Source organism: Pseudomonas corrugata (assembly GCF_050920615.1).
Classification (GTDB): domain Bacteria; phylum Pseudomonadota; class Gammaproteobacteria; order Pseudomonadales; family Pseudomonadaceae; genus Aquipseudomonas; species Aquipseudomonas corrugata.
Genome location: NZ_CP130434.1, coordinates 4,545,608 through 4,571,255, shown reverse-complemented (window position 1 = coordinate 4,571,255; position 25,648 = coordinate 4,545,608). Strand labels below are relative to the sequence as shown.

The following is a 25,648-nucleotide window of genomic DNA, read 5'->3' as shown; positions in this document are numbered from 1 at the left end:
CAGAAAAGCGTGTCAGCAAAATGACAGTTGTCACTGTTGGCAAAACTAGAAAGAGTCGGGCATTTTGATATCAAGTTATTGACAGTCTTGGAAAAGTGCCTGTTTTAAAGGCTTTAATGCGCGTCAAAAAAATCGATGAACGGTATTTATCCATAGGTTTTTCATTTTTTTTAGGGATTTTCGTGTCATTTTTGGGCTAACTTTTTTTTGACGCATGTTTGATTCATTGCCTTCTTGCGCTTTGGAAAGCCGCTGCTAGTGTCCAGGGACAGAGCTTTTTGCAAACGTCACGATTGCGTCGAGAAAGACATGGCCCGATACCTCAAGGAACTGCTGCTGGCGCTGTACCTGATCAGGGGATATGACTATTACCTTGACCGTCTGGCTGCGCTGGGTTTTGGCTTTGCGACGGTGCTGTTCGGCGCGATGTTCGTGGCGTTGGTGGTGGCGTTGTGGATGACTGCGTATATCCGCCAGACCTTCGTGCGGCATCTGTTCGCGTTGGCGATGTTTGTGTCGGCGGTGTTCTTCGAGGCGTACACCCGGGTAACCGACAGTTACCTGACCTATAGCCAGTTCGTGTCGCAGGTGTACTCCGGTGGTTTTATCCAGGAGGCGGCCTGGCAATATCGTGGGGTGATCATCCACGCGGCGGTTGCCGGGCTTTTGCTGCTGTTGGGGATCGGCCTCAAGCCTCGCCGGCGGATACCGTTGCCCGGTTATCTCCCTATTACCGCGCCGCTGCTGGGCGTGTTGTTGCTCAGCGGCGTACTCTTCGTGCGGGCAGGTGAGGGCGCCCGTGGTCTACCGGTGATGTACACGCCGTTGGCCTATTTGAATCTGTTCGTCTATGAGGCGTTGCACAACACAGTCGGTCCCCGGGAGTCGGTGCGCCTGGTGCGGCAAACGCCGCCGATCGGGCATGACATCGTACTGATCATCGATGAAAGCATCTCCGGCAACTACCTGGACATCAACACGCCGTCGGGAGTGCACACCGGGCTCAAGACGCCGCCGCCCGGGGTGGATATTTTCAATTTCGGCTACGCGGCATCCATTGCCAATTGCAGCGCCGACACCAACGTTACCCTGCGCTATGGTGGCACTCGCGCCGACTACGTGCGTATCAACAGCACCCAGCCTTCGATCTGGCAGTACGCCAAGGGCGCGGGCTTGCGCACCGTCTACATCGACGCCCAGCGCACGGGCGGCAACCTGCAGAACCTGATGACCGATCTGGAGAAAAAGGACATCGATGTGTTCGTCCAGTTCGACCAGATCAGTGTGCGCGACCGCGACATGGCAGCGGCGGACAAGTTGATCGAGTTGCTGGGCGATGACCAGCCGGAACTGGTGGTCATCAACAAGGTCGGCGCGCATTTCCCGGTGCACGACAAGTACCCCGATGATTTCATGAGCTACCGCCCCGCCTTGCCGCGAGGGCAGTATCAGGACGTGGCGGACACGGGCCGGCGTGACGGTTTCAATGGCCAGAAGGACGACTGGGTGCTCTACCGCAACGCCTACCAGAACACACTGCTGTGGAATGTTGGCGAGTTTTTCCGGCGGATCTTCAGCCAGGCGGCCTTGGCCAATGCCGTGCTGATCTACACCTCAGACCATGGCCAGGACCTGCATGAACGGGGCAACCCGGGGCTCAACACCCATTGCGGCGGGGACCCGGTGGAAGAAGAGGGGCTGGTGCCGTTGGTGGTGATCCAGGGTAGTAACCTGCACACGCTCGATTGGCGCGAGACCTGGGCCAGGAACAAGGACCGCTCCAGCCACTACAACATCTTTCCGACGCTGTTACGGCTGATGGGTTATGAGCGTGAGGGGGTGCAAGCCCTGTATGGGAAAGCCCTGGACCAACCGACCGAAGACGACTTCACCTTCAACTACCGATTCAATGCACGCCTGGGAGCAGAACCGGCCTGGAAACACATTGACCTGAACAGCATCGTGACCCCCAAACCGGCCCAGGCTGAGATGGCAGCAGGGCACTGAAGGGTGGGTCAGCTTGCATAGATGTTGACTGTGCCGCCGCCATCGCGAGCAGGCTCGCTCCCACCCTGATCCGGGGTGGACACACCCTCCATGCCTACCACCAATCCCCTGTGGGAGCGAGCCTGCTCGCGAAAGCGGTGGGTCAGCTTGCGTCGATGTCGAATGTGATGTCGTCTTCGCGAGCAAGCCCGCTCCCACCCTGATCCGGGGTGGACACACCATCCATGCCCACCGCCAATCCCCTGTGGGAGCGAGCCTGCTCGCGATAGCGGTGGATCAGCTTGCATCGATTTGCCGGTGTCGCCGCCATCGCGAGCAGGCTCGCTCCCACCCCCTGATCTTGGGTGGACACACCATCCATGCCCACCGCCAATCCCTTGTGGGAGCGGGCTTGCTCGCGATAGCGGTGGTTCAGTTTGCAGGGAGGTTCAATGTAAACGGCGTGGATGACTGATTGCGGCATTCAACTCCGTTATCCTGAGCCTCACTGTGTCTCATCCGAGCCTTTCCATGCTTGAAGTCCGCGATGTGTTCAAAAGCTACGTCACTCCTCAGGGCCCGCTGCCGGTGCTGCAAGGCGTCGACCTGACCCTGGCGCCGGGCAGCAGCCTGGCGCTGATGGGGGAGTCCGGCAGTGGCAAAAGTACCTTGCTGCACTTGGTCGCCGGGCTGGACAAGGTCGATCGCGGCAGCATCCGCAGTGGCGAGTACCGGCTCGATGGCATGGGTGAAAGCCAGTTGGCCAGTTGGCGGCGAACGGAAATCGGCCTGGTGTTCCAGCAGTTCAACCTCATCAGCAGCTTGTCGGTGGCGGACAATCTGGCGTTCCAGGCGCGATTGTGTGGTCGCCATGACGCTGCCTGGCAGAGCCATCTGATACAACGACTCGGTCTTGAGGACCTGCTGCGACGTTATCCCGAACAGCTTTCCGGCGGCCAGCAGCAGCGGGTTGCCCTGGGCCGGGCGCTGGCTTCGCGTCCGCCTTTGCTGCTGGCCGACGAGCCCACCGGCAGCCTCGACGAAGCCACCAGCGACGAGGTGCTGGACCTGCTGCTGGAACTGTTGGACGGCAGTTCTACGAGCCTGCTGATGGTCACTCACAGCCCACGGGTGGCGGCCCGTCTGGCTGAGCGCGTGGTGTTGCACGGCGGGCGGCTGGCGCAGATGGCTCAGGAATGATGATCTTTCGCCAGACCCTCAAGGCCTTGCTCAGTCATTGGCGTTTGCATCCGGTGCAATTTTTCAGCGTGTTGACCGGGCTCTGGCTCGCCACCAGCCTGCTGACCGGTGTGCAAGCCTTGAACAGCCAGGCCCGGGACAGCTACGCCCGGGCTAGCCGGCTCATTGGCGGCGAACCCCAGGCCAGCCTCAGTGCCCCCGGCGGCGCTACTTTCCCCCAGCAATGGTTTATCGATCTGCGTCGCCAGGGTTGGCCGGTGTCGCCGGTGTTGCAGTCCAGGGTGACGCTCAAGGGGCATGAAGACCAGCGCCTGCAACTGATGGGCATCGAACCGGTGTCGCTGCCCCCCGGTGCGGCGCTGGCGGGGCAGGCGCGGGAGATGAGCGAGTTGGTGGCGTTTTTCACGGAGCCCGGCCGCACCTGGATCGCCCCGCAGACCCTGCAAGCTTTGGGACTGGGCGAGGGCGACCGGCCTCTGACCGCCGATGGACGCGCCTTGCCGCCCCTGCACACCCAGGTGGACATGGCGCCGGGCATGTTATTGATGGACATCGGCTTCGCCCAACAGGTGCTCGGGCAGCCGGACCGGTTGTCGCGATTGTTGCTGCCCGCCACGTTCACCGCGGCGTTGCCGGAGGCGTTCAATGGCCGGCTGCAATTCAAGCGCGCCGATGAAGAAAACAACCTGTCGCGCCTGACCGAAAGTTTTCACCTGAACCTCGACGCCCTGGGTTTCCTGTCGTTTGTGGTGGGATTGTTCATTGTTCACGCAGCTATCGGCCTGGCTCTGGAGCAACGCCGCAGTTTGCTGCGAACCCTGCGAGCATGCGGCGTCAGTGCACGGATGCTGGTCACCAGCCTGGTTATCGAGCTGGGGGCACTGGCTTTGTTGGGTGGGGTTGCCGGGGTACTGAGCGGCTATTGGCTGGCGAGCTTGCTGTTGCCGGATGTCGCTGCAAGCCTGCGAGGGCTGTACGGCGCCGAGGTGGCCGGGCATTTGAATCTCAGCCCGTGGTGGTGGCTGAGCGGTGTTGGCCTGAGCCTGCTCGGCGCGTTGCTGGCGGGCGCCGACAGTTTGCTGCGGGCGGCGCGCTTGCCGCTGCTGGCGCTGGCCAACCCCCAGGCCTGGCACCTGGCCCATGCACGCTGGCTGCGCCGTCAGGGCTGGGTGGCGACACTGGCGGCGCTGATTGCCGTGTTTGCATTGATCCGGGGCGACAGCCTGGCCAGCGGTTTTGTCCTGATGACGGCCTTGCTGCTGAGCGCGGCCCTGGCCTTGCCCGTGTTGCTCAATCGAGCGTTGAACCTGTTGCTGCGTCGCAGCCGTTCAGTGCTCGGGCAATGGTTTCTCGCCGACTGCCGGCAACAACTGCCAACATTGAGCCTGGCGTTGATGGCCTTGCTGCTGGCGTTGGCGGCGAACATCGGTGCCGGCAGCATGACCGCAGGTTTCCGCCAGACCTTCACCCACTGGCTCGAACAACGCCTGACCGCCGAACTGTACGTCAGCCCGCAGACCCCGGCCCAGGCTGGCGAGCTGCACGCCTGGCTCAAACAGCAAACGACGGTGACCGCCATACTGCCCAACTGGCAGGTTTCGGTGCCGTTGCAAGGCTGGCCGACAGAGGTCTTCGGCGTCATCGACCACCCGCTGTATCGCCAGCATTGGCCGCTGTTGGAGTCTTCCGACAGACCCTGGGAGCAACTGGCCGCCGCCGACACCCTGATGCTCAGCGAACAGTTGGCCCGCCGCCTCAAGGTTCGGGTTGGCGATCAACTGACCCTGCCGACCCCGCAGGGGCCATGGACGCCGCGTATCGTCGGGATCTACGCCGACTATGGCAATCCCAAGGGGCACGTACTGGTCAACGCCGACCACCTGCTCGCCCACTGGCCGCAACTGACGCCGTATCGCTTCAATCTGCGGATCGAGCCATCCGCCATGCCTATGTTGTTGGGGGCGCTGCAAAGTCGATTCGACCTGGACGACAGCCGGATCGTCGATCAGGCCCGGCTCAAGGGCTGGTCGACCCAGGTGTTCGAACGCACCTTTGCCGCCACCGCCGCGCTTAATGGCCTGACGCTGGCCGTGGCCGGGGTGGCGCTGTTTATCAGCCTGCTGACCCAGAGTCAGAGTCGTCTCGGCCAGTTGGCACCGCTGTGGGCGCTGGGCGTGACACGTCGGCAACTGATGTGGCTCAACCTCGGCCAGACCTGGTTGCTGTCGCTGTTGACACTGGTGTTGGCCGTGCCGCTGGGCATAGCCCTGGCCTGGTGCCTGGATGCGGTGATCAATGTGCAGGCGTTCGGTTGGCGCTTGCCATTGCGGGTGTTCCCTCTGCAACTGGCGCAATTGCTGGCGTTGGCGATGTTCGCCACGTTGCTGGCGTCCGCCTGGCCGTTGTACGCCTTGTACCGCACCCAGCCTGGGGATCTGCTGAGGCGCTTTTCTCAGGAAGATCGCTCATGAAAATCAGAATCGGCCTGATGCTGCTGGCGCTGCTCGGCGGCTGTGACAATCCGCCGGAGTCGCAAAAAGGCTTTGCCGGCCTGGGTGGCGAGGCCGTCGCCTTTGCCCCGGTAGTGCCGGGACGGGTATTCGGCTTTCCGGCGGATCACGGCGTTCACCAGGGGTATCGCATCGAATGGTGGTATGTCACGGCCAATCTCAAGGATGCCGAGGGGCGTGAATTTGGCGTGCAATGGACACTGTTTCGCAACGCTCTGAGCGGCGGCTCCCAGGCAGATGGCTGGCGTAACCAAACGATCTGGCTCGGTCATGCCGCGGTCACTTCTGCGACGGTCCATCATGCCGCCGAGCGCTACGCACGGGGCGGAGTGGGGCAGGCCGGGGTGCGGGTAGTGCCCTTCGAGGCCTGGATCGACGATTGGCAATTCACGACCCAAGCGAGCGGCACCGACCCGTTGGCCGACATGCAACTGAAGGCCCGCGATCCACACTTTCGCTATGAGCTGCGGCTCACGTCGACCCGTCCACTGGTATTGCAGGGCGACAAGGGTTTCAGCCAGAAATCCGAACAGGGACAGGCGTCGTACTATTACAGCCAACCGTTCTTCCAGGCCAGTGGTCAGTTGGAGATCGATGGTCAGCGCTATACCGTCAGTGGTCCGGCCTGGCTTGATCGCGAATGGAGCAGCCAACCGCTGACCGCCAACCAGACCGGATGGGACTGGTTCTCCCTGCACCTGGACAGTGGCGAGCAGGTGATGCTCTACCGCATGCGTCACAAGGACGGGGCGCCGTATCTCACCGGCACCTGGATCGATGCCCGGGGCCAGGCGCAGCCCCTCCATGCCGCAGACATCGAGCTGGTGCCTGTGGACACGGCCCGGGTCTCCGGACGCTCGATGCCGGTGCGCTGGTCCATCAAGATCCCTGGCAAGCAGCTCGAGATCAGCACCCACGCCCTGAACCCCGACGCCTGGATGGCCCTGCGCATCCCCTATTGGGAGGGGCCGGTGCAGGTGAGCGGTAGTCATGGCGGCAGCGGTTACCTGGAAATGACCGGTTATTGAGACTCGTCGGAACTCCCGGGGAGCGGCTCCCTCATACGTTATGAATGCCCGGACAAGGCCTAACAGGAGCCCGTCATGAGCGATGACCTCAAACCCCCGTCGCTGGCCGATTGGCAACGACTGTTCGACGACAATGCCTATTGGCAGCAGTCACCCGATGCCCATTTCACCGAGTTGATGCAGATGGCCAACGACCTGTTCGGTCAAGGGGCTATCGACCTGGCGCAATGGCAAGAGCTCAAGACCCGGGCCGAACAGCTCCACCAGCGGTCCCCGGATGCCAACGTCGCCGAAGAAGTTGCCGACCCCGATGCCTGATGAGCGAGCCCGAACACCCCAGGAGCAGCCATGATGAACATCCCCGATCACACCACACACAACCCCGATGAGCCGGCGCTGCCCGGCGAAGTGGAACGCGATAACGATGCCCTGCGCCCGAACGACCCGGCCAAGCGCAAGCAGCAGGAAGGGAACCCCGGAGCGGGAGAGACCGATGCGCAAAAATCCGGACGCCATGACGCCACCCCCTCATATCGATCCAATAGAAAGGGCGATGTATAACTATTGTCAGGTTTTTTGTGACGCATTACATGTTTATCGGGTGATGGTTGTACTGGATTTTACAATTGTGTAACAAGTTGTATAGATGCTGACAGGGTCCAAGTTCTGAAACTCAGTCAAACGATTAATTGAATGAGCAAGTGAGTTCTGGCATTTAAATAATCCAGAAGTGAATAATTATTTATAGCCGTGAGGCGGACAGGGCTTGAAAGTTCCACTATTATTGAGCCCGTTCGCCCAGTGTCTGGCTCTTTACCAGTGCATGGAATGCCGAGGCCGAAGCACTGGGCGAACACCGCCTGAAACATCCCTCTTGGTTTACGCACATCGACCAGCAGCGCCGGCCGATGCCTGAACGGCTGTCCCGGTATTAACCGGCAACCGGCGTGCGCCAATCATCGGAGCCCGACGTTCCGCTGACTTCGTGAGTCCAAGTAATCTTGCGATAGGTGAAATGTACATCTTCCAGATGGGTGAAGTGCGCATTTGCCGGGTCCTGGCAGTTGAGCATGTAGTCCTTGATATCGACGATGATCGCGTCTTCCAGTGTGGTGGTGTAGTAGTGCTCCTGGGTGCCGGCAGCTGAAGTGCGGTACCACTGGATTTCAACCTTGGTCAGGCGTTCACCGCAGGTCAGGGCTGCCAGCAGCAGCGGCGAAGCCTTGTCGAAGACCTTGGTAATGACCAGCGGTTTATGCACGCGCTGACCGGTTGGCTGGCCGGACTGCGGATCGCGCGGAGTGATGACCTGATGCTGGAAACCCTGCACCATGACCTGGTCTTCATGACCCTCCTGATAGGTGTTGCCCACCGAGTCGGCAGTAAACGCGCCGGCAGTGATCAGACCTTGTTTGGTGCCTTCGATGGACATGTACGCGGGGGTAGCCAATGGATGCTCTCCTTGCTGGATAACTAAAGAACCCCGGACGGGATCGTCCGAGGTGCCGGAAGGGTTATCAAGAGCTATGCCATTTTTAAAAAAGTACTCTTATTTCAATTGGTTAGTTGCTTTTATAGGAAGGCTGTCGAGTCTTTATCCGGCTATTTGGACAGGATGTGCGCAACGGCCTGCGCAGTGCCGCGCAGTTTCTTGCGCAACGGTTGTGAGCCCGTGAGCATAGACACAACGACTCGATTGATGGGTTTCATGGCGAAAGCAGGTGTGCATTTTTTGCCAGTCCCGGTCTTGTGGCAGAGACAATCCCACCGGCCTGCGCAGCAGCCTGATGCGGGTCAGCTCAGAGAAATAAAAGCGCCATAAACTCTTGTGGCGAGGGGATTTATCCCCTCGCCACAGATCAGTTCCCGGCATGGAATCTTTCCAGGCATGTGCAGGAACCCGCGCGCCTACAAACCCAACGCCATCCTGCACTCATCAATGGAGCGCTGTTGCGTCTCGGCGTACAGCCCCAGCTCATCGATCGTCGTTCGTCCCAACGCCGCTTCGAAGGCCTGGCGATTGGATTGTCCGGCGTAATGACTCTGGGCGTCATCGCCGAGGTTCGACTGGAAGATACCGGCGGCGCTGACCGGCAGGAAATCTTCATACACCAGCGGTTCGGCGCGCAGGTATTGCTGTTGAACCAATTGCTCCAGCGTCGTCGATGGCTCAAGGGTGCCTTTGGCGGCCAGGCCCTTTTGCGTCACGAAGTAGCGGAAGTACGCCAGTGCCTGTCGACGCAACTCATCGTGGCTGTCCGGGAACGGCGCAAAGTGTTCGGTCATCAAGGTGTTGTAGCGCGCAGCGTTGGCCTCGTTGGGAAACTCCCCCAAGGCATCCCGCGCCGCGTTCAGCAACTGATCGTAGAGCGCACGGCCCTTGGGCGTGAGGGCGGCGCCCCGTTGTTCGATTTCACCAAAGCGGGCGCTGTGACTGCCTTGGGCATGCGGCTGGTCAGTGAACGCGACAGGCTCGTCGAGTGCCTTGAAACTGGTCTGGCGCAGCAGGATCGGGCATTGGCGACGGGGCGGGCCTTCAATCACCGCTTTGGGGGTGATGCCATGCACGGGCATCTGCGCCTGGACAATGTCGATGTCCAGGGTACGCGGTGTCAGGTGATTGATGTGCGGGCCCTTGAAGGCCACCACGTCAGCGATCAGCCGGTGCTGGGCACTGAGTTGACGGTACTGTTCGGCGGTGACGGTGGCGCTGTGGTGCCAGCGAAACGTTTCCAGGGCCTGTAGGACGAAGTCGTCTGCCTGGGCTAGCGTCAGTCCGCCCTGGCGTTCAGCCAACTCGATGAACTCAAGGGCCTTGGGCGTAAAGATCTGCCGTTCAGCCAACACCGATTCGGCAAACGCCCGCAGCTCGGGGTTGTCGATCAGTTCCAGGCGCAGCAACGAGGTGAACACCCGGAACGGGCTGACCTGCAGGGCGCTTTCATGCACGGCGCGAAAGGCTGTGGAGTGCACCGGTACCCCGGCAGGCGTGAGGTCGTAATAGCCCACCGGCTGCATGCCCATGACCGCGAACAGCCGGCTCAGGGTCGCCAGCTCCGCAGCCGTGCCAACGCGGATCGCGCCGTGGCGTTCGAGGTCCAGGCGCTCGCGTTCGCCGGTGTTGTCCAGGTGTTCGGCCAGTTGTGGGTCGTTGACCAGCACCTGGGCATTGGTCTGTTCCACCAGATTCATCAGTGTGCCGTACAGGGGCACTTCGTCGCGGTACATGTCGGACATCGCCCTGGAGAAGCGTTGGCGGATCAGGTCGGGACTGACGAAACTCATGGTGAGAATTCCTGGTTTGGGCTGTGGGAATTGGGAATGAAAGTGGAACGAAAGATCGCAGCCTTCTCCAGCCCCCGCAAACGAAGAATCTTCAGGACTTCATTCTGCCAGGGACTGATCCCACAGGACGTTCACTGTCCCAACCCCTTGAGAAACCCCCGATACAACGCCGCTGTCCGTTCCGGTTTTTCTATGGGCGGCAGGTGGCCGAGCCCGTCCCAGATTTCCACCCGCAGATCGGCGATGCCCTTGCTCCACACCGGCACGCAGCTGACGTCGATCATCCGGTCCTGGTGGCCCCAGAGCAGCAGCGACGGGGCTTGGATGTCGACCAGACGCGGCTCCATCGGCGGGCTGGCGTTAAAGTCCGCGTAGATCTCCGCCAATTCTTCCCGGCACCTGACATATTTATCGGCCACCGCCGCCAATACCACCTTCGGTACCCAGGGCGGTGAGTCCATGGTCATCGCATAGAACGGTGGAAAGTCACTGCGCGAACGCATGAGGGATGGGTTCCGGCCGGCGGCCACCTGGCGCTCCATGTCACTGGGCTGGGGAGACGTGACGCCGGCCGGATTGAGCAGCGCCAGGGTCAGCACGCGCTCAGGCGAAGTGGCTGCCAGCCAGGCTGCCAGGTAACCGCCCATGGAGTTGCCGATCACATGAACCTTGTCCAGGCCACAGGCATCGAGCAACTCGATCACCCGTCGGGCCTGGGTCGGAATGTCATATCTGCCGCCGGCCTTGAAGCCGGTTTCACCATGGCCGGGCAGGTCGGGGATCAGCACCCGGTAGTCACGGACGAAGGGCCGGGCGAATCGCAGCCAGAGGTTCTTGTCGGCACTGTAGCCATGCAGCATCAGGATGCAGCCGGACGCTTCGTAAGGTCCGCCTTGCAGGGTCGACACCGTCATTTCGCTGATGGGCACGGTGATCTTGTGCAACCGGGAAAGACGCGTTTCCACGGCCATGCTCAGGTCGAACAGCACCTGGCCGATGCTCGGATAGGTCAGCCAGCTCCAGACAACGAATACAGCGAGGATCACCCACAACAACAGCATGCCTTTCTCTCCATGAACCACAACGGAATGTGTTCGGCCAACCTGGGCCGATGGGGCAAACGGTGCTTGTCTGCGCATACCCCTTGTCATGTATAGCCAAAATCCGCAGAGGACTACAGGAATTAAATCCCCCGCCTTCGGGTAGCGGCTGCCCATGGGCTCGGGTTAGGGTGCCCCTGCAGTCTTTCTTTACGGAACAAGGATGAATCATGATGATTACCGCTTTGCGCTCCCGTCTGGCCGTGAGTCTGGGCCTGAGCCTGGCCCTTGGTGCCTTGGCGCCCGCCGCCTTCGCACAGCCGAATCAAAAGGTCCTCGCCGATGCCGAACAGTACAAGGGCGAGGCCCTGGCACTGCTCGAAAAACTGGTGAACATCGATTCCGGGTCCGGCTACGTGCCGGGGCTGACCCAGGTCGGCGACATTGCCGTCGATGAGTTGAAGAAGCTGGGCGCCAGCATTGAAAAGGTGCCGAATTCCGACGGCAGCCAGCACATCCTGGCGACCCTCAAGGGTACCGGCAAGGCGAAGATCCTGCTGATGGCTCACATGGACACGGTGTTCAAGGAAGGCTCGGCTGCCGAGCGTCCGTTCCACATCAAGGACGGCCGCGCCTATGGGCCTGGCGTGATGGACAACAAGGGGGGCATCGTCGCTGGCATCTATGCGTTGAAGGTGCTCAAGCACCTGGACTTCAAGAATTACGCGCAGATCACGTTCCTGCTCGACGCCAGCGAAGAAACCGGCTCGGACGTCGCCACGGACCTGATCAAGAAAACCGCCAAGGCCCATGACGTGACCCTCAACCTGGAGCCGGGGCGCCCGGCCGACGGCCTGGTGGTGTGGCGCAAGGGCAGTGCCACGGCGCTGGTGGAGGTCAAGGGCAAGGCGTCCCACGCTGGTGTGGCGCCGGAACTGGGGCGCAATGCGGCGATGGAAGCGGCGCACCAGATTCTCCAACTCGGCAAGCTCGGCGACGCGGACAAGAAAACCACCATCAACTTCACGGTGCTCAACGCGGGCGACCGCACCAACGTGATCCCCGACAAGGCCACCGCCAAGGCTGACGTGCGGGCCGCCGTGCCGGAAGAGTTCGACCGTATCGAAAAAGACCTGGCCCGTGTGTCCCAGGGCAAACTGATCGCCGACACCGAGGTCACCACCAGCCTGAAACGTGGCCTGCCGCCAATGCCGCAGACGGCGGAGTCGGATCGCCTGATGGCCATGGCCCAGGGCATCTATGGCGAGCTGGGACGCAAACTCACCGAAGAGGGCAGCGGCGGCGCGGCGGACGCCAGCCTGTCGGCCGGGGTCGGCACGCCGACGCTGGACGGTTTCGGGATTGTCGGTGGCAACATCCATACGCCCGAGGAATACGCGGAAGTGGAAAGCGTCGTGCCACGGGTTTATCTGCTGTCGCGGATGATCATGGAGTTGGCAGGAGGGTAGCCATCAGGACCCAGTGCAAAATCCTGTGGAGGGGCAATCCCCAGTGGGTTAAGGCATACCCCCTGTGGCGAGGAATCCTGTGGGAGCAAGGCTTGCCCGCGATAAAGCTCACGCGATTGACCGGGTAACCGAGCGCCTGTATCGCGGGCAAGCCTTGCTCCCACAAAGTCCCCTCGCCACAAAGGGGTGTGTGGAATTGGCTAGCGCGGGTCGACGTTATCCAGCGCCCGGTTAGCCAGCAATCCACTCAGTTCGATCAATTGCTGGATGCCCAGGGCCACATGCCGCCGCGAGCCGTCCAGCTCGAACGCCAGGTCGCTGACCATGGCGTTGGCCGAGGACAGGGTTTCACTGAGGTTGGCGAGCAGGCACTCGGTGTCGACGCCGTTGACCACGGTGAAGAGTTGGCCTGGATCGGTCTTCGCTTCGGTCGGGTGGGGCTTGAGGTAGAAATCGAGGGCGCGCTTGGCGGCTTTGTCGAGTTCCGATGCGTTGGGATCGGTGTTCGGTGGGTTGGGGGTTACTTTGAACATGGTTGAAGCTCCAGGTAATTAAATTGGAGCCATCACTCTCTCGCTACCAAACGAAGGGTGGCGGCCATACGAAGGTTGGTAGACCGGTTACCTGGCACCCGGCGCGTCCGAGGACGCCCTACGCATGACCACCATCAAATAGAAGACAAAAACGTCCCCTGCATCCGGTTGCACAATGCGCCAGGAAAACCGGGCTACCAAACCCGATCGCTGATTCGTCAGCGACCGGAAAACGATAAAGCCGGGGGCCCAAGGCGCACAAGCCGGCGGATTCTGGCGTAGTTGTAGGCAATGGCGCAAGGCGATGTGGTTGCGGCCTACATCGCAACGAATTCAGTAAACACCGGGTTCCTGGAGCGAGGGATTTTTTGTGGGAGCAAGGCTTGCCCGCGATGAACGTCACGCGATTTACCGGGGAACCGAGCGCCTGTATCGCGGGCAAGCCTTGCTCCCACAAAATCCCCTCGCCACAGGGGGGCGGTCGGAAGATTTCAGTACACCCAAACCTCCACCCGCCGATTCCTGATCCGGCCTTCATCCTCGCTATTGGCCGCCACTGGCATCAGCGCGCCGAACCCGCGTACTTCCCGCAGCGTCACGCCGTTCCTGACCAGCTCACGTCGCACCGCCATGGCCCGCAACTTGGACAGCAGGTCCGCTCGCGCCGGATCGTCCTTGGCGTCGCCGAAACCCACCAGCGTGACATGCCGTTCGGTTTTGCCGTGTTGTCGGAGGTAGTCGAGCACGCGGCTCAGGTCCTGGCGGGCCTTGTTGTCGAGGCTGGCGCTGCCTTCGGCGAAGCGGAAGTTGACGGTCAGGCGTTGGGCGTGGCGGCTCAAGGCCTGGTAGCCCTCCGGCATCAACGCATTGGGCGTGACGGCCATGGCCCGAACGGTCTGGGCGATGAACCCGTTCGCCGCGACGATGGCCTGGCCCTTGTCGCTTTGGGTGAACGCCACCAGCGCCTCGGCCCATGGGGTGCTCGTCTGGGGCGGCAGGTAGAAGAACAACCGCCGGGACAACGGGTAGTCCTCAGTGGCAATCAGGTTGTTCAACGGCAACATGGGTTGGGAATCGCCGTCGGCAATCGCCAGCGCCTTCGCCTGGCGTACATAGGGCAAACCGATGAAACCGATGCCTTGGGGATCCTGGCTGACGGCATCGGACAACTGTTCGCTGGATTCGAAGCGCAGGGCGGCGGGATCCAGTCGTTTGCCCTGGCGGTTGAGCACCAGTTCCTTGAAGGTGTCGTAAGTGCCGGACCGGTCATCCCGGGCGTAGAGCCGTATCGGCCCGCCGACGCTGCCCACCGACTCCCAGGTCTTCGCTTCGCCGCTGAAAATTTTCGCCAGTTGCACCGTGTTCAACTGACGCAGCGGGTTGCGTGGGTGAAGGATAATAGCCAGGCCATCAATGGCGATGACCTGCTCGGCCGTAGGACTTTTCAGATCCCCCAGGGGCAGCAGCTCCTTCAGCTCGTTGTCCTTGATCGGCCGGGAAGCGGCGGCCAGATCGGCGTTGCCCTGCTTGAGGGCGGCGAATCCGGTGCTGGAGCCGTGGGCGGCGATGTCGATCTCCACGCGCCGGCCATCGGCGGTCCGGCCGACGATGCGCTGCTCGTTGTCATGGCCGGTGATTTCGCTGCTGACCTTGAGCAGGCCCTGATCTTCCATCAACCCCTTGGCCAGGGCCGGACCGAGTGTCGCGCCAATGGTGTTCGAACCCTGTATGCGCAAGGCAGGACGCTGCTCGGGAACCGGCAGATCGGTGGCCGAGGCCGCGAGCGGCAGCCACAGCACGAAACAACCCACCCGAAGCCGCATCTCGGCACCTTTTGAACCCAGAGAATGCCGGAAGATTAAGTCAGTCAGGTTACTGAGAGATGACAATCACCCTCGACCCTTGTGGGAGCGAGCCTGCTCGCGATGACGGCGGCACATTCAACATCAATGCAAGCGGACCCACCGCAATCGCGAGCAGGCTCGCTCCCATAGTGCAGGTCTTGGGATCAGCTCAATTGCAGCCAGATCGGCGCATGGTCCGAAGGTTTCTCCATGCCCCGCAGTTCATAGTCCACGCCGGCATCCTTGACCCGTGGCAGCAGGCCGTGGGAGGTCAGGATCAGGTCGATGCGCAGGCCGCGCTTGGGTTCGTCCTCGAAGCCGCGGCTGCGGTAGTCGAACCAGCTGAAGCGGTCGGTGACATCCGGGTTCAGGTGGCGGAAGCTGTCCACCAGGCCCCAGTTCTTCAGACGGGCCATCCATTCGCGCTCTTCCGGCAGGAAGCTGCATTTTCCGGTCTTCAGCCAGCGCTTCATGTTGTCCGGGCCGATGCCGATGTCGCAGTCTTCCGGGGAGATGTTCACGTCGCCCATCACTACCACGGGCTGGTCGCTGCTGAAGCGGCTTTCCAGCAGCAGCTGCAGATCGCTGTAGAAACGTTCCTTGGCCGGGAACTTGGTTGGATGATCACGGCTTTCACCTTGTGGGAAATAGCCGTTCATGATGGTGACCGGCACGCCATTGGCATCGGCGAACGTGCCCCAGATAAAGCGCCGTTGGGCGTCTTCATCGTCGCCCTCGAAACCTTTGTACAGGCTCAGCGGCGCCTGACGGGAGAGCAGGGCGACGCCGTAATGGCCTTTTTGCCCGTGGTAATGCACGTGGTAACCCAAGGCTTGCACTTCGGCCAGGGGGAATTGTTCATCGTGGACCTTGGTTTCCTGCAGGCCGATTACGTCCGGCTGATGTTTCTCGATCAGCGCCGCCAGCTGATGGGGGCGGGCGCGCAGCCCGTTGATGTTGAAGGAGACGATCTTCATGGTCGGCTGTCCTGGCAAAACTGCGATGCTAGCTGACATGTCGGAGAGGAGCCAGCGTGGCAGTAGGACAAATGCACTGCTAATGTCCTGTAGCGAGGGCTCTGTAGGAGCAAACTGTGGGAGCAAGGCTTGCCCGCGATAAAGCTAACGCGATCTTTCAGAGATCGTGGCGCTTGTATCGCGGGCATGCCTTGCTCCCACAAAGCCCCCGCCCAGGCCTCACCAAGCCCGCCCAGGAGATTCCCCACCATGCCTGAAACCGCCACCGCCATCGCCGATATCCACATGCTCGACAGCGGCTATTCCCGTGAAGCCCGTTCGTTGCTGTACCAGGCCTATCGCCATGAGCCGACGTTCAGCTACCTGTTCGAGTCCGAGCGCCCGGGTTATGAGCAACGGGTGAGGGCGACGGTGCGGGAGCTGGTCAAGCAGCATTTTCTCCAGGAGTTGCCAGCCATCGGCTTGTTGGTCAATGACCGGCTGATCGGTATCGCCCTGATCGCTCCCCCCCAACGCCGCCTGGGCATCACCGAAAGCTGGGCCTGGCGCCTGCGCATGGTGTTGAGTACCGGTTTCCGTTGCACCCGGCGCTACCTGGAATACCACGCGGCGGTGACGGGTTGTCTGCCGTCGGACGCGGTCCATGTGCTGCCGCTGCTGGGGGTGCATCCACAGTTTCAGGGCAAGCATTTTGGCGAGCAGTTGCTCCAGGCGGTGCACAACTGGTGCGCGGTGGATGAGCACTCCCAGGGTGTGGTACTGGACACCGGCAACCCGCGGTACCTGGAGTTCTATAAGCGCCAGGGGTATGAGGAAATCGGTGAGATTGCGGTCGGACCGATCCGCGAGCACGTGTTCTTCCACCCCAATCCCCAGGTTTTGCAAAGCGCATCGGCCTGAACCTGCTCCCGGTCTGCGAACTTTTGAGACATGTCCGGTTCTATCAGGCTCCCAAGCCCGTGTTAGCATCCGCGCCATGAAACTCCCAGGACGAATAACCAGTGCCGCGCTCCTGCTGTCCTTCAGCTGTGCGGTGCTGGCACAAAGTGAATTGAATGTACGGGTCAAACCGTCCAATGACGCACTCAAGGCCAACGTCGAAGGTTACATCGGTGGGTTGGGCGATCGTGACGAAGAGGCCTTGCTGCGCTTCAGTCGTGGCGCCGAGGAGCAGGCGCGCAAAGCTGCCCAGGCACTGGGCTACTATCAGCCGCGGATCGACAGCGAGGTCAAGGGTGGCAAGGCGCCGCGCCTGATCCTGAGCATCGACCCCGGCGAGCCCGTGCATTTGCGCAATGTCACCGTGCGCATCGACGGCCCGGCGGGTTCGCTCAAGGCTTTTCGCGTACCCGACAATGCCGCCCTCAAGCCGGGCGCAGTGCTCAACCATGGTCGCTATGAAGACGCCAAGCGAACGATCCAGAACCAGGCCTCGCGCTATGGTTTCTTCAGCGGGCGGTTCGTCAGCCAGAAACTGCTGGTGGATCCCCAGGCCGGCATCGCCGATATCGAACTGATCTACGACAGCGGGCCGCGCTATACCTTGGGGCCGGTGCGTTTCGAGGGTGACACACCCTTCGATGAAGACTTGTTGCATCGCATGGTGCCCTTCAAGGCCGGCACGGCCTACGACTCCGAGCTGATCGCCGAACTGAACCAGGCGCTGCAGTCGAGCGGTTACTTCGAAGGCGTGCGCGTGGATGCGGCGCCAACAGCCGCGACAGACAACGTGATTCCGGTCGACGTCAAGCTCGACACCCGCAAGCCGCGCACCATGGGCCTGGGGCTGGGGTTCTCCACCGACGTCGGCCCGCGGGCCAAAGCCAACTGGACGCGTCACTGGGTCAATCCACAGGGCCACAGCTATGGCTGGGAAACGGAAGTGTCGGCACCCCGGCAGAACGTCGGCTTGTGGTATGACGTGCCGCTGGACCCGCCGCTGACCGACAAGCTGCGCTACGCCGGCGGTTATCAGAATGAAGAACTGGCCGATACCGACAGCCTCAGCAAACTGCTGACCGTGGGCCCTGAATGGCACAGCAAGTTGCCCAGTGGCTGGCAGCGGGTGGTGTCGCTCAAATGGCAGCGCGAGGAGTATCGCCTGGGTGACGATTCGGGCCTGAGCACACTGCTGATGCCGGGCGTCAGCTACTCGTATCTGCGCAGCGACAACCGCATCGACCCGCACCACGGTTATCGCTTGCAGTTCGACACCAAGGTCGCCAAGGAAGGCCTGGGATCGGACAACAACGTGGTCTACGGCACTGCCATGGTCAAGGGCTTGACCACCGTGTTCGACAAGCATCGGCTGCTGGCCCGTGCCCAGGTGGGGGGCAGCGCCACCAATGGCTACAAATCCATTCCGCCGTCCCTGCGCTTTTTTGCCGGCGGCGACCAGAGCGTACGCGGCTACGATTATCAGAGCCTGTCGCCGGAAAACAACGAAGGCGATCGCATCGGAGGTCGCTACATGATCGCCGGTAGCCTCGAATACCAGTATTCGATTGCTGAAAAATGGCGGGTCGCGACTTTCATCGACCAGGGGAACGCCTTCAACAGCCTTGAACTGCCGAGCCTCAAGACCGGCGTGGGGGTTGGCGTGCGCTGGGTATCGCCGGTAGGCCCGATCCGCCTCGACCTGGCCCATGCCTTGGACGACGAGGGCGGTATTCGATTGCACTTTTCCATGGGGCCTGAGTTGTGAGTCATGGTTTGAAGAGAACACTGCTGGCGCTCGCTGCGTTGCTGGCATTGGTCGTGCTGACACTGAGCACCCTGTTGGGCACGCAGCCGGGTAGCCGTTGGATGCTGGGCCTGGTGCCGGGGCTGAGCGTGGAAAACTTCCAGGGGCGGTTGGGCGGACAGTGGAGCGCCGATCACCTCTTGTGGCAGCAGGACAGCCGCCGCGTGGAACTCGATGGAGTGATATTCGCGTGGTCGCCGCTGTGCCTGGCGCACATGACCCTGTGCATCGAACAGCTCAAGGTCGATAAGGCCAGCCTGCAACTGCCACCCTCGGTCGACGCGCAGAGCAGTGGTCCGCTGAGCTTGCCGGACCTGGACCTGCCGGTCGCCATCGAGCTGGGAGACGTGCAGATCGGCAGCCTGTTGTTCAACGGCAGCGAGCAGCTCAAGGGCTTGCAACTGGTTGCCCACTGGACCGCAGAGGGCTTGCAGATCGACTCGGTGCAATTGCAGCGAGACGAGTTGAGCCTGAAACTTTCCGGGTTGTTGAAACCCGCAGGCCACTGGCCGCTGAAGGCCCAGGGTCGGTTGACCTTGCCGGCACCGGGCGACACGCCATGGGCGCTGAACCTGGTCGTCGACGGCGACCTGCTCAAGACCCTCAACCTCAACGCCGACAGCAGCGGCTACCTGCAAGGTCGGCTGGTCGGCGAGCTGCAACCGTTGGCGGACAACCTGCCAGCCAAGGTGCGCATCACCGCCGATGGTTTCAAGGCCAGCGCCGATCTGCCGGACACGCTGTTGCTCAATCAACTGGAATTGACCGGTGAAGGTGACCTGAAAAGCGGCTATCAATTGCTCGGCAAAGCCACGTTGCCCGCCGAGCAGGGGCCGGTGGCGTTGTTGCTGCAAGGCAAGGTGGATGCCAATGGTGCGCAGATCGCCGGCCTGGACCTGAACGCCGGCGACCGGCAAAGCTTGAACGTGACCGGGCAGATGGATTGGCGCGAAGGCCTGAGCGCCGAAGCGAAAGTCGCCTGGCTGGATTTTCCCTGGCATCGCCTCTATCCGCTGATCGACGAGCCACAGGTGACGCTGCGCAGCTTCAACGGTGAAGTCTCCTACACCGACGGCCGCTATCTGGGTAATTTCCAGGCTGCGCTGGATGGCCCCGCGGGAGCCTTCAGCCTGGGCAGCCCGTTCAGCGGCGACTTGACGCAGATTCATTTGCCGCAGCTTCAGCTCGCGGCGGGGCAAGGCAAGGCCGAAGGGCACCTGGACCTGCAATTTGCCGAGGGCATTGCCTGGGACACGGCGCTGGAGCTGTCAGCCATCAACCCGGCCTATTGGCTCGGCGAACTGCCCGGTACCCTGGCCGGACCGCTGCGCAGCAAAGGGTCGCTGAAAAACGACACACTCAACCTCGACGCGGACCTGGACCTCAAGGGCAAGTTGCGCGGCCAGCCAGCGCTGTTCCAGGCCAAGGCCAGCGGCAGCGGTGAGCAATGGAACCTCGACGCGCTGGACATCCGCCTGGGGGATAACCGCATCAAGGGCAGCGGCAGCCTGCAACAGAAACTGACCGGCCGGATCGACATCAAGCTCGCGCGTCTGGCTCAACTCTGGCCACAACTGCGCGGTCAGCTCAACGGCCGCATCGATGTGGCCGGAACCCTCAAGGCCCCCCAAGGCAAGCTCGGCCTGCAAGGCTCTCAGCTTGCCTTTCAGGACAAACGCCTGCAAAGCCTGAACCTGGACGGCACCCTCGACAGCGCGCAGCGGGGCAAGGTCGACCTCAAGGCCCGCGACATCCGTGCCGGCGACACTGCGTTGGGCGTGCTGACGGTCAGCGGGCAGGGGGATATCAGGCAGCAAAAGCTCAACCTGGATCTGCAGGGGCCGCAACTGAAGACCGCCCTGGGGTTCGATGGTGCGCTGGATCAAGGCAACTGGCGCGGGCGCCTGAACAGTGGCGATCTACAGGTCGGCGGCCAGGACTGGCGGCTGCAGGCCCCGGCGAAACTGGAGCGCCTGGCCAACGGCACGCTCAACTTTGGCGCCCACTGCTGGCGTTCCGGCCAGGCCAGCCTGTGTGGCGAAGACCAGCGCCTGATGCCGGAGCCGAAGCTGCGCTATCACCTCAAGCAGTTTCCCATTGAAAGTCTCGCCCAGTGGATGCCCAAGGACTTTGCCTGGCAGGGCCGGCTCAGTGCCGATCTGCAAGTGGACCTGCCGGCCAGCGGTCCGAACGGGCGGATTCTGGTGGATGCCAGCGGCGGTACGCTACGGATTCGAGACAAGGAGCAGTGGCTGGACTTTCCCTACCAGACTCTGAAACTGGACAGCCGCCTGACCCCCAAGCGCATCGATACCGAGCTGAATTTTGTCGGTGCCCGGCTCGGCGAACTGATGGTCCAGGCACGGATCAACCCGTTGCCCGCCAGCAAACCCCTCAGCGGTTCGTTTCGCCTGACCGGCCTGGACCTTTCCGTGGCCCGGCCGTTCGTGCCGATGGTGGAAACCCTCACCGGGCACCTGAACGGCAATGGCACCTTGTCCGGTGGTTTGCTGGCGCCGCAGGTGAACGGCAATCTCGTGCTCAGCGATGGCGAGGTTTCCGGACCGGAACTGCCGGTCAGTCTCGAAGACTTGCAGGTGCGGGCGATGATCGCCGGGGAAACGGTACGCCTCGACGGTAGCTGGAAAAGTGGCAAGGGCGGACACGGCAACCTGAGCGGCAACATGGGCTGGGGCGAGGCCTTGAGCATGAACCTGACGCTCAAGGGCGCGCAGCTGCCGGTCACCGTGGAGCCCTACGCGGTACTGGAGATGGCGCCGGACCTCAACATCACGCTGCACGGCGAGCGGTTGTCGATTGCCGGCAAGGTGCTGGTGCCCAAGGGCGAGATCACCGTCCGCGAATTGCCGCCTTCCACTGTCAAGGTCTCGGATGACACAGTGATCGTCGGCCACCAGACCGAAGAGGGCAAGGCACCGATGGCCATGGCAATGGACATCGATGTGATAGTGGGCCAGGAGAAACTCGCGTTTTCCGGCTTCGGCCTGACGGCCAACGTCCAGGGCCAGGTACATATCGGCGACAACATGGACACCCGCGGCGAACTCTGGCTCAACGACGGCCGTTACCGGGCCTACGGGCAGCGGCTGACGGTGCGTCGGGCGCGGCTGCTGTTTGCCGGGCCCATCGACCAGCCCTACCTGGACATCGAGGCGATTCGCCAGACCGACGACGTGATCGCCGGCATCCGCTTGAGCGGCAGCGCCGAGCAGCCGGTCACGCAAATCTTTTCGGAGCCGGCCATGAGCCAGGAGCAGGCGCTGTCCTACCTGGTGCTGGGGCGACCGCTCAGCACCACCGGCGAGGACAACAACATGCTCGCCCAGGCAGCACTGGGCTTGGGTTTGATGGGCAGTTCGGGGGTGACCACCAGCCTGGCCAGTGATTTGGGCATCAAGGATTTCCAGCTCGACACCCAGGGCAGTGGCGACACCACCAGCGTCGTCGCCAGCGGCAACCTGTCGGAGAAACTCAGCCTGCGCTATGGCGTAGGGGTGTTCGAACCGGCCAACACTATCGCCCTGCGCTACAAACTCAGCAAAAAGGTCTACCTCGAAGCCGCCAGCGGCGTCGCCAGCTCGCTGGATATCTTCTACAAGCGCGATTTCTAACCCTCCCCCTATCCCTTGTGGGAGCGAGCCTGCTCGCGATAGCGGTCTATCAGTCAACTCATCACTGACTGGCACACCGCCATCGCGAGCAGGCTCGCTCCCACAGGTTTTTCTGCGTTCGTCGGACTTTTATGTAGCCTGCTAACGATTTGTTTGACATTTGCTGCCTAAGCAGTAATATCTCGACATACATTCACTGCCTAGGCAGCAAACGGTGTCCTGATGAAGCATTTCACCCCAGACGAATTTCACAATTGCCATCTCGGCATGCTGCTCGGACGCGCTGCGGTGCTGAAGGACCGGATCATCGACACCCACATGGAACCCGTCGGCATTACGGCCGCGCAGTTCAAGGTGTTGATCATCATGGCCCAGCACGGCACCGATACGCCGGCTGAACTGTGCCGCTACCTGTCCCTGGACAGTGGCTCGATGACACGCATGCTCGACCGCCTGGAGCAGAAGGGCTTCCTGGTTCGCCAGCGTTCGGCCGAGGACCGCAGGCAGGTGCGATTGGTCCTGACCGAAGCCGGCCAGGGGCTCGCCGATCGCCTGCCCTTTATCGGCGCCGATGCCATGAATCAACTCGCTGGCGCCATCAGCCGCGAGGAGTTGCAGACCCTCGAACAGATCCTCAAGAAGATACTGCTCGCTGCCGGTGATCCCATCACTATGTTGCGACTGGGGGACAAATGAAGCGGAAAATCTTGCGTACCCGGTTGAACCTGGTACTGCTGGCCATGAGCCTCGCGGGCTGTGCCAGCTACAGCGGCCTGAAGACCGAAGGCGTCAGCCTCGAGGCCCAGAACCTCAAGGCCGGGCAATCCCTCAATGGCGTCAAGCTGTCGCCGGCTTCATGGCCGAAAAGCGATTGGTGGTCCAGCCTTGGCGACCCGCAACTCGACGGCCTGATCCAAGAAGCCCTGCGCGACAGCCCGGACATGCAGATCGCCAGTGCCCGAGTGCATCAGGCCAGCGCCGCTGCCTACGCCGCCAATGCTGCGCGCATGCCAACCCTGGATGCCAGCGGCAGCGTCAGCCGTTCGCGACTGGCCCGTGACCAGGATCCGGCGGGGCAGGGCGGTGCGTACAGCACCCTGCGTTCGCTGAGCGTGGATTTCAATTACAACTTTGATCTCTGGGGCGGCCAGCGGGCGGCCTGGGAGTCTGCACTGGGCCAGGCCCGTGCAGCGGAAGTCGATCGCCAGGCCGCACAGTTGACCCTGGCCGCCGACGTGGCTCGGGCTTACAGCGACCTGGGGCAAGCCCACATCATTCATGATCTGGCCGTTGAAGACCTCAAGCGCACTCGGCAGATGCTCGACCTGAGCAAGCGTCGTCTCAATGCCGGGATTGACAGCGAATACCAGTTCCAACAGACCGAAAGCCTGGAAGCCAGCGCGAGCGCCACGCTGATCGACACGGAAAAACGCCTGCAAAGCGCCAAGATCGCCTTGGCGGTGTTGCTGGGCAAGGGCCCGGATCGCGGCAATGAAATCGCCCGGCCCAACGTGCTGCAAGCCAGTGCCGTGGCGTTGCCTTCGAACCTGCCGGCCGAGTTGCTGGGGCGCCGCCCGGACCTGGTTGCGGCGCGCTGGCGGGTCGAGGCGGCGAGCAAGAGTATCGAAGCCGGCAAGACCAACTTCTACCCCAACCTCAACCTGAGCGCGGCGGCGGGAGTGCAGTCCTTGTTGGGTGACGCAATGTTCGGTTCGGCCAGTCGCTTCTTCAACGTGGCACCGACGGTGTCGCTGCCGATTTTCGACGGTGGGCGCTTGCGGGCGGACCTGGATGCCCGGGATGCCGACTACGACCTGGCGGTGGCGCAATACAACAAGAGCCTGGTCACGGCCCTTGGGGATGTCAGCGACACCATCAACCAGTTGCGCGATATTTCCCGGCAGATCGGTGCCCAGCAACACGCTACCGATATTGCCCAGAGTTCCTACGACACCGTGGTCCAGCGCTACGGCTCGGGCATCGGCAATTATCTGGACGTGCTGAGCATCGAGCAGCAACTGCTCCAGGCCCAACGCCAACTGGCGACGCTGAACGCCGAGCAGATCGATTTGTCGATCCAATTGATGCAGGCCCTGGGTGGCGGTTTCGAGACCGACACCCTGGCTTCGGCCACGGCGGTTTCCGCCACGCCGCATAACTGATTCGAGGTATTTGTCATGGCCACCGCAGAAAATACTCAAACATCCGAAAACCAGCAGGACAACAACCCACGCAAGCGCAAGGTGATGCTGCTGGTGCTGGCGGTGATCGTCATTCTCGCCGGCCTGGGCGTCTGGGCCTGGCATGAGCTGTACGGCCGCTGGAGCGAAAGTACGGACGATGCCTATGTGAACGGCAACGTGGTGGAAATCACTCCGCAGGTCAGCGGCACCGTAGTGAGCATCGGTGCCGACGACGGCGATCTGGTCCGCGAAGGCCAGGTGCTGGTGCAGTTCGACCCGAACGACGCCGAGGTCGGCCTGCAGAGTGCCCAGGCCAACCTGGCCCGCACGGTCCGCCAGGTGCGTGGTTTGTACAGCAACGTCGACGGCATGCGGGCGCAGGTCAATGCGCAGGAAGCCGAAGTGCAGAAGGCCCAGGAGAACTACAACCGGCGTAAGAGCCTGGCGGCCGGCGGCGCGATTTCCAAGGAAGAGCTGTCCCACGCCCGGGATGACCTGACCTCGGCGCAGAACGCCCTCGCCAATGCCCGACAACAGCTCAAGACTTCCAGCGCGCTGGTGGATGACACCGTGGTGTCGTCCCATCCCGACGTGCAGGCCGCCGCCGCACAGTTGCGTCAGGCCTACCTGGCCGACGCCCGTAGCACGTTGATCGCGCCGGTCACCGGTTATGTCGCCAAGCGCACCGTGCAACTGGGCCAACGGGTGCAGCCGGGAACTGCGCTGATGGCGGTGATTCCACTGGATCAGTTGTGGATCGACGCCAACTTCAAGGAAACCCAACTGCGTGATATGCGCATCGGCCAGCCGGTAGAGATCGAAACCGACCTCTACGGTAGCGATGTGAAGTACAGCGGCACCATTGACAGCCTCGGCGCGGGAACGGGCAGCGCGTTTGCCTTGCTGCCGGCGCAGAACGCCACCGGTAACTGGATCAAGATCGTCCAGCGGGTGCCGGTGCGCATTCATGTCAATGCCCAGGAACTGGCCAAGCACCCGTTGCGGGTCGGGCTGTCCACCGAGGTCAGCGTCAACCTGCGCGATCAGAGCGGACCGGTCCTGGCCCAGCAACCGCCGCAGAAGGCCTCGTTCAGCACCCAGGTCTACGACCGTCAACTGGCCGATGCCGACGCTATGATCACGCGCCTGATCCACGAAAACAGCGCTGCCGCGAGCAAGACTGCGCAGCGTTGATGATCAGGTGAGACATCTATCGAC

At 62.0% G+C, this 25,648-nt stretch carries 20 protein-coding genes; 13 read left to right on the top strand and 7 right to left on the bottom strand.

Going from position 1 to position 25,648, the window contains the following annotated elements; genetic code table 11:
• Window positions 1–309: 309 nt before the first annotated feature.
• Complete coding sequence (locus QZH45_RS20035) at window positions 310–2,007, top strand: sulfatase-like hydrolase/transferase (protein WP_024780987.1); 1,698 nt, start codon at window positions 310–312, stop codon at window positions 2,005–2,007.
• 142 nt (window positions 2,008–2,149) lie between these two features.
• On the opposite strand, the gene QZH45_RS20030 is transcribed toward QZH45_RS20035, so the two are convergent.
• Window positions 2,150–2,470, bottom strand: coding sequence for a hypothetical protein (locus tag QZH45_RS20030; protein WP_053194308.1), 321 nt, complete (start codon window positions 2,468–2,470; stop codon window positions 2,150–2,152).
• Window positions 2,471–2,517: 47 nt separating this feature from the next.
• On the opposite strand from QZH45_RS20030, the gene QZH45_RS20025 reads away from it, so the two are divergent.
• From QZH45_RS20025 to QZH45_RS20005, 5 genes are all read left to right on the top strand, one after another.
• On the top strand, window positions 2,518–3,186 hold the full coding sequence (locus QZH45_RS20025) for an ABC transporter ATP-binding protein (protein WP_053194307.1): 669 nt from the start codon (window positions 2,518–2,520) through the stop codon (window positions 3,184–3,186).
• Complete coding sequence (locus QZH45_RS20020) at window positions 3,183–5,657, top strand: ABC transporter permease (RefSeq protein ID WP_055135499.1); 2,475 nt, start codon at window positions 3,183–3,185, stop codon at window positions 5,655–5,657. Before QZH45_RS20025 ends, QZH45_RS20020 begins: the two co-directional genes overlap by 4 nt.
• Window positions 5,654–6,724, top strand: a complete 1,071-nt coding sequence (locus QZH45_RS20015) for a lipocalin-like domain-containing protein (RefSeq protein WP_055135500.1) — start codon at window positions 5,654–5,656, stop codon at window positions 6,722–6,724. Before QZH45_RS20020 ends, QZH45_RS20015 begins: the two co-directional genes overlap by 4 nt.
• A 75-nt stretch (window positions 6,725–6,799) precedes the next feature.
• Complete coding sequence (locus QZH45_RS20010) at window positions 6,800–7,042, top strand: hypothetical protein (protein WP_055135501.1); 243 nt, start codon at window positions 6,800–6,802, stop codon at window positions 7,040–7,042.
• 30 nt (window positions 7,043–7,072) lie between these two features.
• Complete coding sequence (locus tag QZH45_RS20005) at window positions 7,073–7,285, top strand: hypothetical protein (protein WP_024780993.1); 213 nt, start codon at window positions 7,073–7,075, stop codon at window positions 7,283–7,285.
• A gap of 370 nt (window positions 7,286–7,655) precedes the next feature.
• On the opposite strand, the gene QZH45_RS20000 is transcribed toward QZH45_RS20005, so the two are convergent.
• The 3 genes from QZH45_RS20000 to QZH45_RS19990 form a co-directional block, all read right to left on the bottom strand.
• Window positions 7,656–8,174, bottom strand: coding sequence for an Hcp family type VI secretion system effector (locus QZH45_RS20000; protein ID WP_055135502.1), 519 nt, complete (start codon window positions 8,172–8,174; stop codon window positions 7,656–7,658).
• Between the two features lie 458 nt (window positions 8,175–8,632).
• Entirely contained in the window at window positions 8,633–10,009 is a 1,377-nt protein-coding gene (gene hglS / locus QZH45_RS19995; RefSeq protein WP_024780995.1) for a 2-oxoadipate dioxygenase/decarboxylase HglS, read from the bottom strand.
• Between the two features lie 131 nt (window positions 10,010–10,140).
• Window positions 10,141–11,070 carry an alpha/beta fold hydrolase gene (locus QZH45_RS19990; RefSeq protein WP_024780996.1) on the bottom strand — a complete coding sequence of 310 codons (930 nt, stop codon included), beginning with the start codon at window positions 11,068–11,070 and terminating at the stop codon, window positions 10,141–10,143.
• A 209-nt stretch (window positions 11,071–11,279) separates the two neighbouring features.
• Between QZH45_RS19990 and QZH45_RS19985 the strand changes: the two genes are divergently transcribed.
• Window positions 11,280–12,518, top strand: a complete 1,239-nt coding sequence (locus QZH45_RS19985) for a M20/M25/M40 family metallo-hydrolase (RefSeq protein ID WP_055135503.1) — start codon at window positions 11,280–11,282, stop codon at window positions 12,516–12,518.
• Window positions 12,519–12,718: 200 nt separating this feature from the next.
• Here the strand turns inward: QZH45_RS19985 and QZH45_RS19980 are convergent, their stop codons facing one another.
• The 3 genes from QZH45_RS19980 to xthA form a co-directional block, all read right to left on the bottom strand.
• Window positions 12,719–13,051 (bottom strand): DUF6124 family protein, encoded by a 333-nt coding sequence (locus QZH45_RS19980; protein WP_024780998.1) that lies wholly within the window; start codon window positions 13,049–13,051, stop codon window positions 12,719–12,721.
• A 491-nt stretch (window positions 13,052–13,542) separates the two neighbouring features.
• The gene (locus QZH45_RS19975; protein WP_053194303.1) at window positions 13,543–14,874 is read right to left on the bottom strand and encodes a substrate-binding domain-containing protein; all 1,332 of its coding nucleotides are present in this window, start codon (window positions 14,872–14,874) and stop codon (window positions 13,543–13,545) included.
• Window positions 14,875–15,059: 185 nt separating this feature from the next.
• Complete coding sequence (xthA, locus tag QZH45_RS19970) at window positions 15,060–15,872, bottom strand: exodeoxyribonuclease III (protein WP_024781000.1); 813 nt, start codon at window positions 15,870–15,872, stop codon at window positions 15,060–15,062.
• A gap of 249 nt (window positions 15,873–16,121) precedes the next feature.
• Here xthA and QZH45_RS19965 point away from each other — a divergent pair, with 249 nt between their 5' ends.
• From QZH45_RS19965 to QZH45_RS19940, 6 genes are all read left to right on the top strand, one after another.
• Window positions 16,122–16,772: a GNAT family N-acetyltransferase gene (locus tag QZH45_RS19965; RefSeq protein WP_024781001.1), complete on the top strand. Its 651-nt coding sequence runs from the start codon at window positions 16,122–16,124 to the stop codon at window positions 16,770–16,772.
• 76 nt (window positions 16,773–16,848) lie between these two features.
• On the top strand, window positions 16,849–18,576 hold the full coding sequence (locus QZH45_RS19960; RefSeq protein WP_024781002.1) for an autotransporter assembly complex protein TamA: 1,728 nt from the start codon (window positions 16,849–16,851) through the stop codon (window positions 18,574–18,576).
• Window positions 18,573–22,247, top strand: coding sequence for a translocation/assembly module TamB domain-containing protein (locus QZH45_RS19955; RefSeq protein WP_055136241.1), 3,675 nt, complete (start codon window positions 18,573–18,575; stop codon window positions 22,245–22,247). Before QZH45_RS19960 ends, QZH45_RS19955 begins: the two co-directional genes overlap by 4 nt.
• Window positions 22,248–22,469: 222 nt before the next feature.
• The gene (locus tag QZH45_RS19950) at window positions 22,470–22,943 is read left to right on the top strand and encodes a MarR family winged helix-turn-helix transcriptional regulator (protein WP_024781004.1); all 474 of its coding nucleotides are present in this window, start codon (window positions 22,470–22,472) and stop codon (window positions 22,941–22,943) included.
• Window positions 22,940–24,409, top strand: a complete 1,470-nt coding sequence (locus QZH45_RS19945) for an efflux transporter outer membrane subunit (RefSeq protein ID WP_055136242.1) — start codon at window positions 22,940–22,942, stop codon at window positions 24,407–24,409. The genes QZH45_RS19950 and QZH45_RS19945 overlap by 4 nt, the downstream gene beginning before the upstream one ends.
• A 15-nt stretch (window positions 24,410–24,424) precedes the next feature.
• The gene (locus QZH45_RS19940) at window positions 24,425–25,624 is read left to right on the top strand and encodes an efflux RND transporter periplasmic adaptor subunit (protein WP_024781006.1); all 1,200 of its coding nucleotides are present in this window, start codon (window positions 24,425–24,427) and stop codon (window positions 25,622–25,624) included.
• Window positions 25,625–25,648: the final 24 nt, after the last annotated feature.

Excerpts from the sequence above, each read along its gene's own strand:
- QZH45_RS20035 (WP_024780987.1), top strand. The coding sequence starts at position 310 with ATGGCCCGATACCTCAAGGAACTGCTGCTGGCGCTGTACCTGATCAGG.
- QZH45_RS20030 (WP_053194308.1), bottom strand. The coding sequence starts at position 2,470 with ATGCCGCAATCAGTCATCCACGCCGTTTACATTGAACCTCCCTGCAAA.
- QZH45_RS20025 (WP_053194307.1), top strand. The coding sequence starts at position 2,518 with ATGCTTGAAGTCCGCGATGTGTTCAAAAGCTACGTCACTCCTCAGGGC.
- QZH45_RS20020 (WP_055135499.1), top strand. The coding sequence starts at position 3,183 with ATGATGATCTTTCGCCAGACCCTCAAGGCCTTGCTCAGTCATTGGCGT.
- QZH45_RS20015 (WP_055135500.1), top strand. The coding sequence starts at position 5,654 with ATGAAAATCAGAATCGGCCTGATGCTGCTGGCGCTGCTCGGCGGCTGT.
- QZH45_RS20010 (WP_055135501.1), top strand. The coding sequence starts at position 6,800 with ATGAGCGATGACCTCAAACCCCCGTCGCTGGCCGATTGGCAACGACTG.
- QZH45_RS20005 (WP_024780993.1), top strand. The coding sequence starts at position 7,073 with ATGATGAACATCCCCGATCACACCACACACAACCCCGATGAGCCGGCG.
- hglS (WP_024780995.1), bottom strand. The coding sequence starts at position 10,009 with ATGAGTTTCGTCAGTCCCGACCTGATCCGCCAACGCTTCTCCAGGGCG.
- QZH45_RS19990 (WP_024780996.1), bottom strand. The coding sequence starts at position 11,070 with ATGCTGTTGTTGTGGGTGATCCTCGCTGTATTCGTTGTCTGGAGCTGG.
- QZH45_RS19985 (WP_055135503.1), top strand. The coding sequence starts at position 11,280 with ATGATGATTACCGCTTTGCGCTCCCGTCTGGCCGTGAGTCTGGGCCTG.
- QZH45_RS19980 (WP_024780998.1), bottom strand. The coding sequence starts at position 13,051 with ATGTTCAAAGTAACCCCCAACCCACCGAACACCGATCCCAACGCATCG.
- QZH45_RS19975 (WP_053194303.1), bottom strand. The coding sequence starts at position 14,874 with ATGCGGCTTCGGGTGGGTTGTTTCGTGCTGTGGCTGCCGCTCGCGGCC.
- xthA (WP_024781000.1), bottom strand. The coding sequence starts at position 15,872 with ATGAAGATCGTCTCCTTCAACATCAACGGGCTGCGCGCCCGCCCCCAT.
- QZH45_RS19965 (WP_024781001.1), top strand. The coding sequence starts at position 16,122 with ATGCCTGAAACCGCCACCGCCATCGCCGATATCCACATGCTCGACAGC.
- QZH45_RS19960 (WP_024781002.1), top strand. The coding sequence starts at position 16,849 with ATGAAACTCCCAGGACGAATAACCAGTGCCGCGCTCCTGCTGTCCTTC.
- QZH45_RS19950 (WP_024781004.1), top strand. The coding sequence starts at position 22,470 with ATGAAGCATTTCACCCCAGACGAATTTCACAATTGCCATCTCGGCATG.
- QZH45_RS19945 (WP_055136242.1), top strand. The coding sequence starts at position 22,940 with ATGAAGCGGAAAATCTTGCGTACCCGGTTGAACCTGGTACTGCTGGCC.
- QZH45_RS19940 (WP_024781006.1), top strand. The coding sequence starts at position 24,425 with ATGGCCACCGCAGAAAATACTCAAACATCCGAAAACCAGCAGGACAAC.